Origin of the sequence: Myxococcus eversor, assembly GCF_010894455.1 — a bacterium.
Lineage (GTDB): Bacteria > Myxococcota > Myxococcia > Myxococcales > Myxococcaceae > Myxococcus > Myxococcus eversor.
This window is the reverse complement of sequence record NZ_JAAIXY010000022.1, coordinates 80818-98005: the sequence shown is the minus strand read 5'-3', so window position 1 is coordinate 98005 and position 17188 is coordinate 80818. Positions and strand designations below refer to the sequence as shown.

General features: G+C 68.0%; 15 protein-coding genes. 10 read left to right on the top strand and 5 right to left on the bottom strand.

Annotated elements, in window-relative coordinates; genetic code table 11:
- Nucleotides 1–54: 54 nt before the first annotated feature.
- Nucleotides 55–681, top strand: coding sequence for a hypothetical protein (locus G4D83_RS35415; protein WP_163869311.1), 627 nt, complete (start codon nt 55–57; stop codon nt 679–681).
- Nucleotides 682–822: 141 nt separating this feature from the next.
- On the opposite strand, the gene G4D83_RS35410 is transcribed toward G4D83_RS35415, so the two are convergent.
- Nucleotides 823–1692 carry a DUF1003 domain-containing protein gene (locus G4D83_RS35410; RefSeq protein ID WP_163869310.1) on the bottom strand — a complete coding sequence of 290 codons (870 nt, stop codon included), beginning with the start codon at nt 1690–1692 and terminating at the stop codon, nt 823–825.
- 171 nt (nt 1693–1863) lie between these two features.
- The gene (locus G4D83_RS35405) at nt 1864–2289 is read right to left on the bottom strand and encodes a hypothetical protein (RefSeq protein ID WP_163869309.1); all 426 of its coding nucleotides are present in this window, start codon (nt 2287–2289) and stop codon (nt 1864–1866) included.
- 175 nt (nt 2290–2464) lie between these two features.
- Between G4D83_RS35405 and sitA6 the strand changes: the two genes are divergently transcribed.
- The 4 genes from sitA6 to G4D83_RS35385 all read left to right on the top strand — a co-directional run bounded on the left by sitA6 (nt 2465) and on the right by G4D83_RS35385 (nt 5824).
- On the top strand, nt 2465–3184 hold the full coding sequence (gene sitA6, locus G4D83_RS35400) for a SitA6 family polymorphic toxin lipoprotein (protein WP_163869308.1): 720 nt from the start codon (nt 2465–2467) through the stop codon (nt 3182–3184).
- The gene (sitI6, locus tag G4D83_RS35395; protein ID WP_163869307.1) at nt 3184–3936 is read left to right on the top strand and encodes a SitI6 family double-CXXCG motif immunity protein; all 753 of its coding nucleotides are present in this window, start codon (nt 3184–3186) and stop codon (nt 3934–3936) included. Before sitA6 ends, sitI6 begins: the two co-directional genes overlap by 1 nt.
- Nucleotides 3937–3988: 52 nt before the next feature.
- Nucleotides 3989–4597 carry a hypothetical protein gene (locus tag G4D83_RS35390; protein WP_163869306.1) on the top strand — a complete coding sequence of 203 codons (609 nt, stop codon included), beginning with the start codon at nt 3989–3991 and terminating at the stop codon, nt 4595–4597.
- A gap of 333 nt (nt 4598–4930) precedes the next feature.
- Nucleotides 4931–5824 (top strand): 1,4-dihydroxy-2-naphthoyl-CoA synthase, encoded by an 894-nt coding sequence (locus tag G4D83_RS35385; protein WP_163869305.1) that lies wholly within the window; start codon nt 4931–4933, stop codon nt 5822–5824.
- 69 nt (nt 5825–5893) lie between these two features.
- On the opposite strand, the gene G4D83_RS35380 is transcribed toward G4D83_RS35385, so the two are convergent.
- On the bottom strand, nt 5894–6283 hold the full coding sequence (locus G4D83_RS35380; RefSeq protein ID WP_240356993.1) for a VOC family protein: 390 nt from the start codon (nt 6281–6283) through the stop codon (nt 5894–5896).
- 79 nt (nt 6284–6362) lie between these two features.
- Here G4D83_RS35380 and G4D83_RS35375 point away from each other — a divergent pair, with 79 nt between their 5' ends.
- The 4 genes from G4D83_RS35375 (at nt 6363) to G4D83_RS35360 (ending at nt 13487) form a co-directional block, all read left to right on the top strand.
- Entirely contained in the window at nt 6363–7313 is a 951-nt protein-coding gene (locus tag G4D83_RS35375) for a hypothetical protein (protein ID WP_205522798.1), read from the top strand.
- 160 nt (nt 7314–7473) lie between these two features.
- The gene (locus G4D83_RS35370) at nt 7474–10791 is read left to right on the top strand and encodes a C45 family peptidase (RefSeq protein WP_163869302.1); all 3318 of its coding nucleotides are present in this window, start codon (nt 7474–7476) and stop codon (nt 10789–10791) included.
- 199 nt (nt 10792–10990) lie between these two features.
- The gene (locus G4D83_RS35365) at nt 10991–13120 is read left to right on the top strand and encodes a M13 family metallopeptidase (RefSeq protein ID WP_163869301.1); all 2130 of its coding nucleotides are present in this window, start codon (nt 10991–10993) and stop codon (nt 13118–13120) included.
- A 145-nt stretch (nt 13121–13265) separates the two neighbouring features.
- Nucleotides 13266–13487, top strand: coding sequence for a hypothetical protein (locus tag G4D83_RS35360; RefSeq protein WP_163869300.1), 222 nt, complete (start codon nt 13266–13268; stop codon nt 13485–13487).
- A 6-nt stretch (nt 13488–13493) separates the two neighbouring features.
- Here G4D83_RS35360 and G4D83_RS35355 read toward each other — a convergent pair whose 3' ends face one another.
- Both G4D83_RS35355 and G4D83_RS35350 read right to left on the bottom strand, forming a co-directional pair.
- Complete coding sequence (locus G4D83_RS35355; RefSeq protein ID WP_163869299.1) at nt 13494–13967, bottom strand: GNAT family N-acetyltransferase; 474 nt, start codon at nt 13965–13967, stop codon at nt 13494–13496.
- Between the two features lie 9 nt (nt 13968–13976).
- The gene (locus G4D83_RS35350) at nt 13977–15611 is read right to left on the bottom strand and encodes a fumarate hydratase (protein ID WP_163869298.1); all 1635 of its coding nucleotides are present in this window, start codon (nt 15609–15611) and stop codon (nt 13977–13979) included.
- A gap of 210 nt (nt 15612–15821) precedes the next feature.
- Between G4D83_RS35350 and G4D83_RS35345 the strand changes: the two genes are divergently transcribed.
- Entirely contained in the window at nt 15822–17147 is a 1326-nt protein-coding gene (locus G4D83_RS35345; RefSeq protein WP_240356992.1) for an OmpA family protein, read from the top strand.
- The last annotated feature ends 41 nt before the right edge of the window (nt 17148–17188 follow it).

Sequence of the window (17188 nt, the reverse complement as noted above, 5' to 3'; positions counted from 1 at the left end):
TCTCATGGCATTCATTGGGGGCAGGCGAGGCGAATCCAGGAGGAATTCAACGCCATGCGCAACAAGGGACTCGTCTTGCTCGGGCTGGTGCTCGGCTGTGGCATCACGGCCTCAGTCCTCTGTCACAACCTCTGGGGTTACTACATCACGCCGCCGAGTGGCGCGAGCGTGATTGCCGCTTCACGCCGGCTCGAGGCTTTGACCCATTTCAGGGTCGATCCAGAGGGAAGGGTGGAACGCGTTGATGGCTACGCCATCGTTCCGAGCGAATTCGTGGGGTGCACCCTGTTCGATTTCGAGACGCGGTGCATGAACGACAGACTGATGGCCGCTGTATTGACGTTGCCTGGAGATACCGCCCGAACTGAACCGTTGGAATCTCTTCGTCCTCAGATTGAGCGTACCTGTGGCGAATGGTCCACGGCTCGCTGGGGTGTGGCAATCGCGGTGCGGGATGCCGAGGGGCCGGCGCGCCTGATCAGCTGCACAGCCGGCGAAGTGACCAATGATCGCTACGCCCATCGGGAGATACTGTTCTCCGAGAGAGGGGAGCGGGAGGTGGCATTCTTCTGGTACGAAGTCTCGGGTCTTGAGTTCCTCACGGTGACGTTTCTCTTTATCACGCTGATGTTCGCGAGTTGTGGCCTGCTCGCGTGTGGTTGGGTCGCGTGGGGAAGCTGAGGCAGCCCCTCGCCGAACCGACTTGAGAGTGGGTTCCCACATGGCTGGTCCGCCTCGCGTCCCATTGCTGGGCACAGGCTGTCAGCACCGCGCACCAGCCGTCGTGTCGGGGGGACGTGGCCCGCAGGCGCCGCGATGGAATCAACCGGGCTTGGAGGCGACCGGAGCCGAAGGTGCGCGTCCGCGCTCGACGGCGTCCAGGCGGGCCATGGTCTGCGCGTAGAGGTGGTCCAGCTTGGAGTGGAGCTGTGTCACTTCCATGCCGGCGCGGATGTTGGCTTCGTATTCGACGTCGGAGCGGATGCGGTCCTTGGCGGCCTGCCGGCTCTGGCTGATGAGCACGAAGCAGGAGAGGAAGATGGCCTCCAGGCTGACCACCATGGTGAGCAGGCCAAAGGGGAACGGGTCGAACGCGTGGAACGTGGGGACCCAGCCCAGGTTGATGGTGATCCACACCGCGAACCACACGGCGTGCAGCATCATGAAGGTGAAGGTACCGCTGAAGGCGGCCAGTCCATCCGCGAGCCGCTGGATGGTCGTCAGCCGCTCCTCGACCATCTCGTTGGGGCTGAGCGATGGCCGGCTGTGCAGCATCTTGTCCGCTTCGCGCAGTCGCCGGCCGATGGCGGTCAGCACGTCCATGGCGCTGGAGGGGTGGCGCCGGAAGAGGAGCTCGAGGTCCGCGCGGTCCACCTTGAGGGCGGACGTGTCCTGGATGGCGCGGGCATCCGCGCTGCGTGGATCTCCATCCAGCAGGGACAGCTCGCCGAAGAAGTCTCCGCGTCGTGCGGTCTCGAAGACGATGACCTGCCCGGTGGTGTCCTCGACGGAGATTTGAACTTCACCGGAGCTGACGATGTAGATGGCGCCGCCGGGGTCTCCTCGGCTGAAGACCTTCTCTCCGGCGGACAGGCGCACCTCCTCGAGCTGGTTGGCGAGCAGCGCGCGTTCCTCGTCATCGAGGGCGGCGAAGAGGGGCACTTCCTTGAGCAGGGCGACGTCGGCGGGCATGACGCGGAGTTCCTCGCGAAGGGCTGCACCGTGCGCTCCGCAGGCTGGCACCTTCCGCGCCATTCGCCCAGCGTCACCGCGTCACAAGTCGTGGGTTTCTCCGGGGCCGAAAAGTGAGGCCCGGCCGGATGACTGTGGCTCCAACGAGTCGCCGTGCTTCCGCGACGTGGCTCACGGCGAGGGAGGCGCTCGGGAGGCTTTCGGCTCGACGGTGGAGGCGACGTTCTGCGGGGTGCCGTCGGAGAAGGGCCTGACGTCGAACTGGACGCGGACGGAGCGGCCGGGCTTCAGGTGCTCGCGCAGATAGGTCTCGATGTCTTGGTCTCGGGGCACAGTCATGCCGGCGATGCGTGTCTGATGTGTCACGCGGATGGGAATCGCGGCGCCGCTGGGGCCGGTGACGAAGAGTGTTCCGGGTGCGGCTCCCAGCACCGGGCCGGAGAAGGCGCTGAGTGTTCCGGGCGTGCCCTCGGCGTCCGGGGACGGGGCAGGGGAGGGACGGGCCGAGTCCCCGCCCGCCTGCGTGTCCACGGCCAGGGCCATGGGGGGCGTGCTCAGCAGGAGTCCGAGGAGCAGGTGCTGGGTCCATCGTTTCATCACGGGCCTCCTGGGCCGGGCGGAGCAGCTACACGGGGAAACGATGGTCATGGCCTCGCGTGAAGGCAGGGCCTGCTTGGACTGACGGGGGGCATATCTAGAGATGGTAGGGTCGGCTCGGTGCCGGGATGGAGCACGGTGATCAGTTGCTGGCGTCCGAGTGGGGAAGGTCCGCATGCGAATGACAAACTGGGTGACCTGCCTCGGGGTGATTCTGTGGTCCTGCGCGACGCCATCGAGCGTGGAGCTTAGCGGTGCCGCGCCGTTGCCAGTCGATGACGTGTCGGCCGAGGAGTGTGCCGCGACGGCCGGGGACGACAGTGCGTGTGTCGATCTGTCGTGCGTGAGCGGCGAATGCGGGCTGTACCGGTGCGAGGACCTTGCCTCCGCACCGGTTGCCTTCCGTGGGCCGATCCCGGCGCCTGCGGCATCCTCACAGCAGCGACTGTGGGGCATGGCCCAACCGCTCCCAGGTCGAGGCCCCGTTCTCGTCATCCCGTGGAATCGTTCCGAGGAACTGCCGAGCCAGGCGCGACTCCGAAAGGCCTATGCCGAGTGGGCCAGCGTCCCGAAGGAAAAGCACCATATTTTCCCCCGAGCGCTCGAGCAGTACTTCGCCGAACGCGACATCAACGTGCACGAGTTCGCCCTCGCTATCGACGTTCGCCGTCACAGGCAAATCCATGACGGAGTTGACGGCGGTCCGTGGAACGAAGATTGGCGCGCCTTCATCGAGAAAAAGGAGAAGGGGCGACGGAAGGCGAGGAAATGGGAACTGATGGAGCACGCAGGCTTCATGATTCAGAAGTACCATCTGGTGGGGATGCCCATGTCCTACTGGACGAAGCTCGATGAGTTGTTCGCCGTGCCGGTGAGCGGAGCTGGAGGGAAGTGATGCGCTACTACGAGTTGCGTCGTTCGCCGGGGCATCGCGATCCGACCTACTCAGGCGGCTATGAAGGCCGGCACCAATGGGGGCTGCCAGGTGCGGTGTGTCCCACCTGCCATGGCGAGTGGGCCACGCTGGGGCTCGACTATCCAGCAGTCGATCTGAGCTCACTGCCGATTGAACGCGAGTATCGTAAGGCACGGCAGACGATGTGGGACGAGTACGCGCGGCTCCGTGATGCCGTGCTGCCATTGCTGCCAGCGGGTGCGTTGGTGGCGCCAGGTACTCACCTGGGGCCGCTGGTGGGCAGGGCCCGCGGAAACCTGCCGCCTGTCGTCCTCCAGGAATCGTGGAGGCTGCTGGTGCACGGTGACGTGCTCAAGCAACTCGAGGACGCGCGGCTCACGGGAGTCACGCCCGTTGAGGCGCGTATCAGCGGGAGCAAGCGTGGCCCTTTGTACGAACTCGCACTCATGCCGCAAGGGCGCCTGGCGCCAGAGTGCCAGCTGCGGTTCTACGGCAGTGGTCCCTGTGCGACGTGTGGCGAGCAGGAGTACGATATCCCCGAGCCATGGTGGATCGACGCGACGAACCCTCCATCCCTGGATCTGGTCCGCTTCGCAGTGATGCCGACCTTCATCCTGGCGAGTGAGCGGTGTGTCGAGGTCCTCGGCGAGTTGCTGACTCTCAGCGGAGTGATCGCGGTGGAGGTTCCGACGGCGCCCCCGCTTGGTCCTCATCGAGGAGTGCAGCCGTAGACGTCTGCCTGTCGGCGAGCAGCCAGCGGGCTCAATCCTCCGGTGCGGCACCATGGACGCCAAACGACTCGAAGCGCTCTCGCGACAACCCCTGCACGTCGCCGCGCTCGGATGGGCAGGCAGCGAGTGCCTCACCGCGAGGGCCAACTACGTGCGGCTTGAAGTGCGTGACGAGGCCGGTCAGCTCCGACTCGAGCACGACACGTGGCGGAAGGATGGTCGGATCTTGCGCGACATGCGCTTTGCCGGCGCTCACCTCGTCGCTTCGATCGGCGACATCTTCGCCGACGGGCTGCGAATCTGGGACGTGCAGAGCTCGGTCGAGACCTCTCGCGTCGGCCCTTCTTGGCACGTCGAGAGTAGTGGGGTGTTATGGAGTGACCCGGTGCAGCCGCGTGCGCTCGTTCGCAATCGCGCAGGTGTCGCGATACTTGACGCGACGACGTTTGACCTCACTCGCACCGCTCGGTGCGCCGTCGACGGCGGCCCTATCGCTTACGACGCTCTCCACGACGTGCTCGCAGTCGGCGATGGCTTTGATCCGACACAGCTCACGCTGCGCGACTTCGATGGGCATTTCCTCCGGACACTCTTGCTCGAAGGCAGTGAGGTGGATGACCTGCGGTTCTCGGGTGACGGTCGCTTCCTGGCGGTCCAGTAGGTCGGAGGAACATTCGTCGTGAGGGACACGGCGACGCTCGACGTGCGCTGGGAGAGCGCGAGTGAACGGATCTTCGCGGCATCTCCTTGTGGACGCTGGCTCGCCCTTGACCAGGTTCTGGTCGACCTCCATTCGCTCGCCACGGTCCCCCTGCCAGCCGCTGACGGTGCATTGTTCGACCCTCGCGCCGGCGAGCTTGTCCTGGCCGATCCCCAGCGCACCTGGCGCGTACCTCTCCCATGAGCCCATGGGGCCGTGCCGGAGGGATGGACGCTCCCACCGGGCCGGCGTAGGGTCCGCGCCCGTTCCCCCTTTCTCCCGAGTGAGAAACCCATGGTCTCGGCCATCTTCAATCCGGCCCGCTGGACGCCCGTCGAGGGCCACAAGTTCAAGGACATCACCTTCCACCGCGCGGTGGACCAGGGCACGGTGCGCATCGCGTTCAACCGCCCCGAGGTGCGCAATGCCTTCCGTCCCCGCACCGTCGACGAGCTCTCCCGAGCCCTGGAGGCCACGCGCTTCATGACGGACGTGGGCTGCGTCCTCATCACCGGAAACGGCCCGTCCCCCAAGGACGGCGGCTGGGCGTTCTGCTCCGGGGGAGACCAGCGCATCCGTGGCAAGGACGGCTACAAGTACGAGGGCGAGGACGGCGAGTCGGACCCGGCGCGACTCGGCCGGCTGCACATCCTGGAAGTCCAACGGCAGATCCGCTTCCTGCCCAAGGCCGTCATCGCCGTGGTGCCGGGCTGGGCCGTGGGCGGTGGACACAGCCTGCACGTCGTCTGCGACATGACCATCGCGAGCCAGGAGCACGCGGTGTTCAAGCAGACCGACGCGGACGTGGCCAGCTTCGATGGGGGCTATGGCTCGGCGCTGCTGGCTCGGCAGATTGGCCAGAAGCGGGCGCGCGAAATCTTCTTCGTGGGCGCGAACTACTCGGCGCAGGAGGCCTTCCAGATGGGGATGGTCAACGCCGTGGTGCCGCACGAGAAGCTGGAGGACTTCGCGCTCGAGTGGGCGGCGGAGATCAACACCAAGAGCCCCACCGCCATCAAGATGCTGAAGTACGCCTTCAACCTGCCCGACGACGGCCTCGTGGGACAGCAGCTCTTCGCGGGCGAGGCCACGCGCCTGGCCTACGGCACCGACGAAGCCCAGGAAGGCCGCGACGCCTTCGTCCAGAAGCGCAAGCGCGACTTCAAGCGCTTCCCCTGGAGCTACTGAGCCGCGCGCGGTTCCGAGTGACTCGGCCCGCTTCGGAGACACCGGAGCGGGCCGTTCAATGTTTCGTCCCTACGCGGTGAACACCACCGACGGGGCCGAGCGCTTCGCGGGGCCATGGTAGACGGCCTCGATGTTGTTGCCGTCCGGGTCCAGCACGAAGGCCGCGTAGTAGCCCGGGTGGTAAGGCCGCTCACCTGGTGCTCCGTTGTCCTTCCCACCCGCCTTGAGCGCGACCTCGTAGATGCGCTTCACCATCTCCGGGTCCTTCGCCTGGAAGGCCAGGTGGACGCCACGCCCGGCAGGCGCGCCGGGGTCCGCGGTGCTGACGAACAGCTCGTCCGCGAAGAAGTTGTCGGGCCCATGTGAGCCGAGCGGGATGCCCAAGACTTCGAGAATGGCCTGGTAGAACCGCTTGCTCGCCGCCATGTCCCTGGCGCGGAGGTGGACGTGGTCAAGCATCCGGCCTCTGTGAAATTCCATGGTGCTCCTCGCGAAAGTATGCGCCCCTCGGGGGTACGCGTGGAGGCGCGAGGCTGCCATGAAACCCCATTTCCTGACCTTCTTTTGCGAGCTGGCACCAGAGCCGCTTCGCGAACTGTTCAACACCGAAGGCGTCGTCGACGACCTCCAGGCGATGCGCGCCGGGGTGAGCCTGGGCCTCCTCGACTTGAGCGCCGAGCGCGCCGAAGTCGTGCGCCTCCTCAACCGTGCTGGCATCCCCGTCACCGCGTGGCTCCTGCTCCCTGTCGAGCAGGGCTACTGGTTCCATGCGGGCAACGTCCCGCAGGCACGTGCACGCTACGAAGCCTTCAGGACGTGGACGGCCGACGAGAAGCTCCAGTGGGCCGGCGTGGGGTTGGACATCGAGCCCGACATCCACGAGCTGCGCAGGTGGGCGGAGGCGCCGCTGCGGAGCCTCCCCGAGATGGTGTCGCGGCTTCTTCTCCGGGGCGGGCGCACCCGTGAGGCGCGAGCGGGCTACCACGCGCTGGTGGAGCGCATCCGCGCGGATGGATACCGCGTGGACGCGTACCAGTTCCCCTTCATCGTGGACGAGCGACAGGCTCGCTCCTCGGTGCTGCGGCGCGTGGCGGGCGTGGTGGACGTGCCCGCGGACCGCGAGGTGCTGATGCTCTACACCAGCTTCGTGCGCCCCCGAGGGGCCGCGCTCCTGTGGAGCTATGCGCCGGGAACAGGCTCGCTCGCGGTGGGCAGCACGGGCGGCGGTGTGGAGCTGCCGGGCATCCTCGCGTCGCCGCCACTGGACTGGACGGAGCTGTCGCGTGACTTGCGGCTCGCGGTGCGGTGGACGCACGACCTGCATGTGTTCAGCCTGGAGGGCTGCGTGAAGCAGGGCTTCCTGTCCCGGCTGCGCGTGTTCGACTGGGATGCGCCCGTGGACCCGCCGTGGGTGGAGTCGCGGCGCGTGGATGCGGTGCGCCGGGCCGCGCGCGGAGTGCTCCAGGCGTCGGGTCGGTTGCTGCGCTGACAGGGGAGGGGGCGCACGGAGTGTCGGGGCGACCACGGAAGTCGCCTCGCGTCATGGTGCCTTCGCGGGTTTGAAGGGTTGACGCTCGACAGGCGCGGCAGTGTCATGCGCCCGGATTGCCCCCGAGCTGATGCCCCGCCCTGCTCGGGAAGGGAACGACATGACCGACCGCCCCCAGACGTCGAAGCTCCTCGGCGCGCTGCTGTTGTCCGCGAGCCTGCTCCAGGCCGCGCCCGCCGTGGCCGCCACTCCCGTCAACTCCTCGGCGGTGCCGAACGGAAACTTCGAGGTGGCCGGAGGTTCCTCCTCGGTGCCCGCGTTCTGGCGCTCGCAAGGCCCCGGCAAGGTGGCCTCCAGCGCGGAGGGCAAGGTGGAGGGCTCGCGCGGCATGCTCATCGAGAGCCCGCAGGGCGGTGGGGAGACCACCGTCGAGTCCGAGAGCCTCAAGCTCCAGGTGGGCCAGCTCTACCGGCTCAGCGCCTGGGTGCGCACCAAGGGCGTCCAGGTGGACCCGGAGGCCCGCTATCCCACGGCCCACGGTGCCTGCTTCTCGATGAAGAGCTTCCCCTTCACCAACTGCGCGACGGCCCCGGGCGGTGAGGCCGGCACCCGCGCCTCCGTCCTCTTCTTCGCCACGCAGTCCACGGACCGCGTGCAGCTCCACCTGGGCCGCAACGGCAAGGCGACGGGCTCCGTCTGGTACGACGACGTCCGCCTGGAGCCCGTGGAGGATATCACCGCCTATGTCCCCATGGAGTCGGTGCGCTGGGCCGGCAAGGGTTTCCGTTACGACGACGGCGGCTGGATCTACGTCCACATCGAGGGCGAGCCCTACGAGCGCGGCGTCCAGTTCGGCGAGCTGACCTCGCAGGAGATTGTCCGCTACATCGAGAAGCTCGGCATCCAGAAGGACAAGTCGGACGCGGCCAAGGGGTGGAGCCACCAGCGGCTGCTCGCGGACTCGCTCTTCCTGCGCAAGTTCGACGCCGAGTACCTGGAGGAGATGAAGGGCATCGCCGACGGCGCGAACAAGGCCGGCGCGAAGTTCAAGGACCGCGAGCTGGACGTGCTGGACATCGTCACGCTCAACACCGCCGTGGACGCGGGCCAGCTCGAGGAGGCCAACCGCGCCACCTCCACCTCGCTGTCCGGCCGCACCTTCCTCAAGGCCGACGAAGAGGCCGAGCGCGGAGGCAAGGGCGACCACTGCTCCTCCTTCGTCGCCACCAAGTCCGCGACGAAGGACGGCCGCGCCATCATCGGCCAGATTTTCATGTGGAACGGCTACACGGGCGTCCACTGGGACGTGGTGCTGGACGTGCAGCCCACCCGGGGCCACCGCTTCGTGATGCAGACCTTCCCGGGCGGCATCCACAGCGGCGCGGACTGGTTCATCAACTCCGCGGGCATCGTCATCGGCGAGACGACGGTGGGGCAGACGCCGTTCGATATGAATGGCTCGCCGCAGAGCAACCGCATCCGCAAGGCGGCGCAATACGCGTCCTCCATCGATGACGTCGCCCGCATCATGAAGGACAACAACAACGGCCTGTACACCAACGACTGGACGCTCGCGGACACGAAGACGGACGAGGGCGCGTGTCTGCTGCTCGGCACGAAGAAGACGCGGCTGTGGCGCACCGGCAGCAAGGGCAACGCCTCCGACACGCCGGGCAACCTCAAGGACTTCATCTGGGCGAACAACAACAACCGTGACTTGGAGGTCCGCAAGGAGTCCGTCTCCAACCCGGACAACGCCCCCGCGGACCTGGCCTTCAACACCTGGAACCGCGACATCGCCTTCTGGGAGTACTACTCGAAGCTGGGCAAGCAGGGCTTCGACCTGGACTCCGCCACGCGGATGCTGGCCTCCAGCCCCATCAACCGGCCGCACGCCTGCGACGGCAAGGTGACCACGTCGGAGATGGCCGAGAAGCTGATGTTCCTGGCCCACTACGGCAAGACGACGCTGCGCGAGAAGATGATTGGCAGCCGCTTCATGCCGGACCTGCCCGGCGCCACGCCGCACCTGTCGCTGGGCTACACGACGTTCAGCCCCATCTACGTCGCCGCCAAGCTGAAGGAGGCGCGCAAGACGTGGAAGGCGCCGGAGGAGCCCCAGACGACGAAGCGGGACTTCTCGCGGGTGAAGGACACGGTCGGCTTCGACAAGTCGCTCCTGTGGGCCAACACGCTGTTCCCCGCGTCGGATGGAGAGAACTGGCTCATCAGCGGCACGTCCGCGTACTGGAAGCTCTTGCGCGACGTGTCGGCGCACGAGGACAAGCCGGAGAAGGCCTTCGATGCGCAGCGGGACGCGCTCGCGGACCTCAATGACCGCTACCTCTTCACCACCTCGCGCGAGGCGGACGTGCTGCCTGCCTCCGTCAAGACGGAGTACGGCCGCTATGGAACCTACCTGGTGCCGCGCATCAAGGGCACCTTCGCGCTGCACCAGCTCCGGCTGCTCCTGGGCAACGCGGACTTCTCCAAGGTGATGAACGCCGTCCACACGCGCTACGCGAACAAGGACATCTCCACGGCGGACTTCAAGCGCGCCGCGCAGGAGGCGGTGGGCAAGGACGTGGGCCCCTTCGTCGGCCAGTGGCTGGAGCGCACGGGCCTGCCGCAGCCGCGCTTCCGCGCCACCGCCGCGCAGGTGAAGGACGGGTACGAGGTGACGCTCAAGGTGGAGCAGCCCGGACCGAAGCCCTGGCACTTCGTCACGCTGGTGGAGGTGCACACGGCGAAGGGCTCCACGTTGGAGCGCGTGGAGGTGAAGGGCACGGCGAGCGAGACGTTCGTCCTGCGCACCACGGAGGCGCCCGTGCGCGTCGTCTTCAACGCGGGCAACGACGTGCCGGTGCCGCGTGAGCGCTACCAGGTCCTGGCCAACCAGACGGATGCCTGGGAGAAGCTGCTCATGGTGCACGGCACCGCCCGGCAGACGGAGTCCATGCGCACGCTGGTGCTCGGCTACCGCGAGGCGCTGGCGGATGTCTTCACCGAGCGGCTCGTGCCGGTGTCTCCTGACTTCGAGGTGACGGACGCGCAGCTCGCGGAGCGCGACCTGGTCGTCTTCGGCGGAGCGGAGGACAACGCGCTGCTCGCCCGGCTGGCCGCCGAGAAGAAGCTCCCCGTGGAGCTGGGCCGCCGCTTCTTCCGCTGGCAGGGCAAGACGTATGGCCGCCCGGACGACGGCATCGCCTTGGCGCTGCCCAACCCCTGGAACCCCAAGCGCGCCCTGTACCTCTTCGTCGCCAACAGCGGCATCCAGCTCTGGCACATGACGCGGACGTACCAGCGCAACCTCCAGGGCTGGGCCCTGTTCCGAGGCGGCGACGTGTCGACGAAGGGTTTCCATGACCTGGAGGCGTTGTCGCAGGACGTCACGGTGACGCCCGCGCCCGCGCCCGCCGCGCCCGCGGTGCCGGCCCCCGCCGCCCCCGTGCCCGCGCCCGTCATGGGCCAGCGCTGAGCCCAAGGTGGGCGCTCGCGGCCTCGCCTCCTGGACGGGGGCGGGGCCGGAAACGGCTGTTTCCACGGGATTGCAGGGAGGCTTGGGGCCTCACCTGAGGAATAGGGCGCGCGCGCGGGTGTTTTTCCTGCCTGCCCGGATGGACGACGACCATTCGGGTCCGGCAGCATCCCCCGTCCCTTTTTCCTCTCGGAACCTCATGAGCCCCAAGAAGTCCATTGCCCACCGCGCGTGGGCGACCAGCGCCCTCGGAACCCTGTTGCTGACCGGCTGCGCCAGCGCGCCGCGGCCCGCGCCCACCGAGGCGCCCGCGCCTCCCGCCGCGTCCGCATCCTCGACGACGCCCGTCGCGGAGGCCGTGTCGGAGGAGACCGTGCGCGCGCTCGGCGTCGAGCTGAAGAACCTGGACCGCACCATCCGTCCCCAGGACGACTTCTACCGGTTCGTCAACGGGACGTGGCTGAAGAACACGCCCATCCCCGCGGACCGCGCCCGCTATGGCTCGTTCATCGAGCTGGCGGACAAGTCCGAGCTGGCCCTGCGCGCCATCATCGAGGAGTCCGCCTCCGCGAAGGAGCGCGCGCCGGGCTCCACCGCGCAGAAGGTGGGCGACCTGTACAACAGCTTCATGGACACCGAGCGCATCGAGTCGCTCGGCATGAAGCCGATCGCCCAGGAGCTGGCGCGGGTGAAGGGGCTGAAGGACAAGGCCCAACTGCCGGAGCTGTTCGTGGAGCTCCAGCGCAGCGGCCTCCAGACGCCCTTCACGTTCTTCGTGGGCCAGGACCAGAAGCAGGCCACGCGCTACATCGCGTACGTCAGCCAGAGCGGCCTGGGCCTGCCGGACCGGGACTACTATTCCAAGCAGGAGCCGCGCTTCATCGAGATTCGCGCCGCCTACGTGGCGTACATCGAGAAGCTCTTCACCCTCGCGGGGGAGAAGGACGCGAAGAAGGCGGCCGAGGCCATCCTCGCGCTGGAGACGACGCTGGCCGACAAGAGCTGGGACCGGGTGAAGAACCGGGACCGCGAGGCCACCTACAACCTCAAGAGCGTCAAGGAGGTCGAGGCGCTCACCCCCGGCTTCTCGTGGACGCGCTTCCTCAAGGCGGCGGGCGCCCAGGCGACGCCCGGCGTCATCGTCCGTCAGCCGGCGTACTTCGAGGCCGTGGCGGGGCTGTTGAAGACGACGCCGCTGCCCGTGCTCAAGCAGTACCTGACGTTCAAGGTGCTGTCCGGCCGCGCGCCCATGCTGTCGAGCGCCTTCGAGCAGGCCTCGTTCGACTTCTACGGCAAGACGCTGCAGGGCCTTCAGGAGAACCGTCCGCGCTGGAAGCGTGGCGTGGGCGCGGTGGAGGACTCGCTGAGCGAGGCCGTGGGGCAGCTCTACGTGGAGCGCCACTTCAGCCCCGCGTCCAAGCAGCGCATGGTGGAGCTGGTCAACAACCTGCGTGAGGCGTTCCGTCAGGGCATCGACGGGCTGGACTGGATGAGCGCCGAGACGAAGGCGCAGGCCCAGGCGAAGCTGTCGAAATTCAACGTCAAGATTGGCTACCCGGACAAGTGGCGGGACTACTCGCGCCTGGAGATTGTCGCGGGCGACCTGTTGGGCAACGTGCGTCGCGGTGATGCGTTCGACTTCCAGCGGATGGTGGACAAGCTGGGCAAGCCGATCGACCGCGAGGAGTGGGGCATGCCGCCGCAGATGGTGAATGCCTACTACAGCTCCACGATGAACGAGATTGTCTTCCCGGCCGCCATCCTCCAGCCGCCGTTCTTCAACCCGGACGCGGACGACGCGACGAACTACGGCGCCATCGGCGCGGTGATTGGTCACGAAATCAGCCACGGCTTCGACGACCAGGGCAGCCGCTCGGACGGCGACGGCAACCTGCGCAACTGGTGGACCCCGGAGGACCAGGCGGGCTTCAAGCAGCGCACCGCCGTGCTGGTGGAGCAGTACGCCGGCTTCAGCCCGCTGGAGTCCATGAAGGTCAACGGCGAGCTGACCCTGGGTGAGAACATCGGCGACGTCAGCGGCCTCGCGGTGGCCTACAAGGCCTACGTCCAGTCGCTCGGAGGCAAGACGGCGCCGTCCATCGCCGGCTTCACGGGCCCGCAGCGCTTCTTCCTCGGCTGGGCGCAGGTCTGGCGCGGCCTGTACCGCGACGACGCCATGCGGCAGATGCTGCTCACCGACACCCACTCGCCGCCGCAGTACCGCGTCAACGGCGTGGTGCGGAACATGGCGGAGTTCTACGAGGCGTTCGGCGTCAAGGAGGGCGACGCCGGCTGGCTCGCCCCCGAGAAGCGCGTGAAGATCTGGTAGTTCCCTGACGCTCCCACCGTCCGACGTGGACGGTGGGACAGGGTGGGGCGCTTGCTTGGCCCCTCCCTGAAGGGCCTCGTGAGGCTGGCTGGACAGGGCCCGGCGGATGTTTACGCTGGGCCATCCCGTCACCGAGGTCCCTCGCGTGAACTCTCTGTTGCTTCGGTTGGTCTGTGGTCTGCTGTTCGCCGCGCTGGTGCTGGGGGCCGTCGTTCATCCTCCCGACAACCTCACGCAAGGACTGGGGATGATGCTCCCCGCGAGCATGCTCCTGGGCGTGGCCCTCAAGGGCCCCCGGCGCAACCTCATCCCGAAGAAGAAGTCCGCCGTCCCGGTGCCCGCGTCAGAGGCGCCGCCCTCCGTCTGACACGCGTCAGGCGCGCCACTCCAGCTCGATGTCCGCGCGCTCGTAGCCCGCCTCGCGCGACACCTCGTCTCCCAGGCGCGTCGTCACGAAGCCGTGCTTTCGGTACAGCCCGAGCGCGGGCGCAAGCTTCGTGTTCGACACCAGGTACACGCGCCGGGCGCCCTTCTCGCGAGCGACGCGCAGCACCGCCTCCATCAGCACGTCGCCCAGCCCGTGTCCCCGCGCCTGGGGAGACACGGCCATCTTGCACAGCTCGAACGTGTCCGGGTCCTCGCGGCGCAGCGCGCACGTGCCCAGCACCTGGCCGTCGACGAGGGCGAACAGCACCTCGCCGCCGGGCGCGACGAAGGTGCCGTGCGGGTCCGCGAAGGAGGCCAGGTCCTCCGGCTCCAGCCGGAAGTGCGTCTCGATCCACTCGCGATTGAGCCGCGCGAAGTCCTCGCGGAACCGCTCCTGGTAGGTCAGCACCTCGGCTGGCATGGCGCGCGCTCAGCCCTTCTTCGCGGAGGGCTTGTTGAGGTGGGCGAAGAAGTCGTTGCCCTTGTCATCCACCACGATGAAGGCCGGGAAGTCGACCACCTCAATCTTCCACACCGCCTCCATGCCCAGCTCCTCGTACTCGAGCACCTCCACCTTGGTGATGCAGTCCTTGGCCAGACGCGCCGCCGGGCCGCCGATGGAGCCCAGGTAGAAGCCGCCGTGCTTCTTGCACGCGTCGGTGACGGCCTGGGAGCGGTTGCCCTTGGCCAGCATCACGAAGCTGCCGCCCTCCGCCTGGAACTGGTCCACGTACGCGTCCATGCGACCGGCCGTCGTCGGACCGAATGAGCCAGAGGCATAACCCTCCGGCGTCTTCGCGGGGCCCGCGTAATAGACCATGCGGTCCTTCAGGTACTGCGGCATGCCCTCGCCCCTGTCGAGCCGCTCCTTGAGCTTGGCGTGGGCGATGTCGCGCGCCACCACCATGGGCCCGGTGAGCGACACGCGCGTCTTGATGGGGTAGCGCGACAGCTCCGCGCGCAGCTCGCTCATGGGGCGGTTGAGGTCCAGCTTCACCACCTCGCCGGCCAGGTCCGCCTCCGTCGGCTCCGGCAGGTACTTCGCCGGGTCCGCCTCCAACTGCTCCAGGAAGACGCCGTCGCGGGTGATTTTTCCGAGCACCTGCCGGTCCGCGGAGCACGACACGGCGATGGCCACCGGGCACGAGGCGCCGTGGCGCGGCAGCCGGATGACTCGCACGTCGTGGCAGAAGTACTTGCCGCCGAACTGCGCGCCGATGCCCATGCGCTGCGTGAGCTTCAGCACCTCCTGCTCCAGCGCCACGTCGCGGAAGCCCCGGCCCAGCGCGTTGCCCTCGGTGGGCAGCGTGTCCAGGTAGCGCGCGGAGGCGTACTTGGCCGTCTTCAGCGCGAACTCCGCCGACGTGCCGCCCACGACGATGGCCAGGTGGTACGGCGGACACGCCGCGGTGCCGAGCGCGCGAATCTTCGCGTCGAGGAAGGCCATCAGGCTCGTCGGATTGAGCAGCGCCTTGGTCTCCTGGAACAGATAGCTCTTGTTGGCCGACCCGCCGCCCTTGGCCATGAACAGGAACTTGTAGGCGTCACCGCCCGTCGCGTAGAGCTCGATTTGCGCGGGCAGGTTGTTGCCGGTGTTGGCCTCCTTGTACATGTCCAGCGCCGCCATCTGCGAGTAGCGCAGGTTGGACGTGCGGTAGGTGTCGAAGACGCCGCGGGACAGGGCCTCCTCGTCGTGGCCGTCGGTGAGGACGTGCTGGCCCTTCTTGCCCATGATGATGGCGGTGCCCGTGTCCTGGCAGGACGGCAGCACGCCACCGGCGGCGATGTTGGCGTTCTTCAGGAGCTCCATCGCGACGAAGCGGTCATTCGCGGAGGCCTCCGGGTCCTGGAGGATGGCCGCGAGCTGCCCCAGATGGCCGGGGCGCAGGAGGTGCGCGATGTCCCGCATGGCCTCCCGGGTGAGCAGGGTGAGCGCCTCGGGGGCCACCTGGAGGAAGGTGCGTCCGCCGGCCTCGAAGGTGGAGACGTGGTCCTTCGTGAGCAGCCGGTAGGGCGTCTCGTCCTTGCCCAGCGGAAGCATTTCCTGGAACTGGAAGTCGTTCATCGCGCGCGGCCTCTTCGGGGGAGTCTTCGGCGCCCAGGACTAGCGCCCTTGGCGGCGGGATGGGAGCCAAAAACGTGGCGGGGCCACACGCAAGGGCCCTGTAGCGCCGGGACATGGGGTGAGGGGAGGGGGGGCGACGGTCGGATGGTGGTCAGCTCGCCCGGCTGACAACTCGCGACGGGCCCAGGTTGTGCGATGCTGTGAACCCCCGTGGCTTCTTCCTCCGTACAAGCACTGTGGCTCTGCATCCTGGCCCTCGTCGGCGCCACGGCGCGGGCGGCTGAACCCTCCACCGTCGAGCAGCGGGCCCGCGAGGACCTGGACCGCCAGCTCCAGGCCCTGGTCAAGACGCCTCCCCCAGAGGTCGTCATCACCTACGAGGGCCTGCCAGGAGAGGGCACCGCGCGGCCCTACAAGCTGCTGGAGGTGGACTTCATCCTCAACGGTCAGCCCCTGGCGGTGCCGGGGTTGGACGTCATCTCCGGCCCGGGCATCCATCGCCTCGCGGCGCTGAAGGTGGAGGAGGGCTCCTACACGCTGGTGTCGCGCGTCACCTATACGAACAGCGACTCGTGGAGCCTGTTCAGCGAGGAGAGCGGCTTCCTCTGGAAGATGACGGCCTCCGTCACGTTCCAGGCGCAGAAGGGGCTGCGGATGCGGGTGAAGGTGGTGCCCAGCATCAACCCCAACGCGCCCGACCCCCGGCTCAAGCTGAAGCTGTCTCACGATGTCTCGGCGGAGATGACCGCGCCGCTCGCGGACGCCACGCTGGCGGAGGGCCAGGACGCGGGCCCCCCTCCCGTCGTGGTGGCGCAGGTGCCGCCTCCCGTCACGGCTCCGCCTGTCACGGTGACGCAGGTGCCGCCGCCCACGAAGCCCCCCGACCAGGGCCCGGTGGCTCCGGGACGACTGCTGTTGAAGGTGCTCGCGGGGAAGAAGCCCGTGGCCGCCACGGCATACGTGCGAGGCGGCCGGGGCGCGCCGCAGCAGGTCCTGTTGGACAAGGCCGCGCGCAAGCCGGCGGCGGTGATGCTGCCTCCGGGTGAGTACACGGTGGACGTGCTCTCCAAGGGATTCCTGGCCCAGACGCGTCAGGTGAAGGTGAGCCGCGAGCGCGAGGCCACGGTGGACTTCGTCCTGGCGCCCGCGCCGGCGAAGAAGGACCAGCAGGCGCAGGTGAAGGACGAGCGCGTGGAGCTGCCCACGCCTCCGGGCTTCGAGGAGAAGCAGGCCGCGCCGCGCAAGGCCTCCACCTCGGACCTGGCCCTGCTGGTGGACATGATGGTGCGGGACGAGACGCTGCGCCTGCGCCTGGAAGGTCACACCGACAACCGCGAGGCGCCGGCGCCGGCGCGACAGGCGCTCTCCGAGGCGCGCGCGAAGGCCGTCGCGGACCTGCTGGTGAAGGCGGGGCTGAACCCGTCGCGCATCGACGCCTCCGGGCTGGGAGACACCCGTCCCAAGGCCCCCAACCTGATTCCGCGCGGGCGCGAGCTGAACCGCCGCGTGGAGATCGTGCTCGTCAAGGGCAAGTAGAGGGCCCGGCCTCCTCGGGGCTCCTGACGTGTGCTTGGATG

Excerpts from the sequence above, each read along its gene's own strand:
- G4D83_RS35415 (WP_163869311.1), top strand. The coding sequence starts at position 55 with ATGCGCAACAAGGGACTCGTCTTGCTCGGGCTGGTGCTCGGCTGTGGC.
- sitA6 (WP_163869308.1), top strand. The coding sequence starts at position 2,465 with ATGCGAATGACAAACTGGGTGACCTGCCTCGGGGTGATTCTGTGGTCC.
- G4D83_RS35385 (WP_163869305.1), top strand. The coding sequence starts at position 4,931 with ATGGTCTCGGCCATCTTCAATCCGGCCCGCTGGACGCCCGTCGAGGGC.
- G4D83_RS35365 (WP_163869301.1), top strand. The coding sequence starts at position 10,991 with ATGAGCCCCAAGAAGTCCATTGCCCACCGCGCGTGGGCGACCAGCGCC.
- G4D83_RS35375 (WP_205522798.1), top strand. The coding sequence starts at position 6,363 with ATGAAACCCCATTTCCTGACCTTCTTTTGCGAGCTGGCACCAGAGCCG.
- G4D83_RS35390 (WP_163869306.1), top strand. The coding sequence starts at position 3,989 with ATGGACGCCAAACGACTCGAAGCGCTCTCGCGACAACCCCTGCACGTC.
- G4D83_RS35410 (WP_163869310.1), bottom strand. The coding sequence starts at position 1,692 with ATGCCCGCCGACGTCGCCCTGCTCAAGGAAGTGCCCCTCTTCGCCGCC.
- G4D83_RS35405 (WP_163869309.1), bottom strand. The coding sequence starts at position 2,289 with ATGAAACGATGGACCCAGCACCTGCTCCTCGGACTCCTGCTGAGCACG.
- G4D83_RS35350 (WP_163869298.1), bottom strand. The coding sequence starts at position 15,611 with ATGAACGACTTCCAGTTCCAGGAAATGCTTCCGCTGGGCAAGGACGAG.
- sitI6 (WP_163869307.1), top strand. The coding sequence starts at position 3,184 with ATGCGCTACTACGAGTTGCGTCGTTCGCCGGGGCATCGCGATCCGACC.
- G4D83_RS35370 (WP_163869302.1), top strand. The coding sequence starts at position 7,474 with ATGACCGACCGCCCCCAGACGTCGAAGCTCCTCGGCGCGCTGCTGTTG.
- G4D83_RS35380 (WP_240356993.1), bottom strand. The coding sequence starts at position 6,283 with ATGCTTGACCACGTCCACCTCCGCGCCAGGGACATGGCGGCGAGCAAG.
- G4D83_RS35355 (WP_163869299.1), bottom strand. The coding sequence starts at position 13,967 with ATGCCAGCCGAGGTGCTGACCTACCAGGAGCGGTTCCGCGAGGACTTC.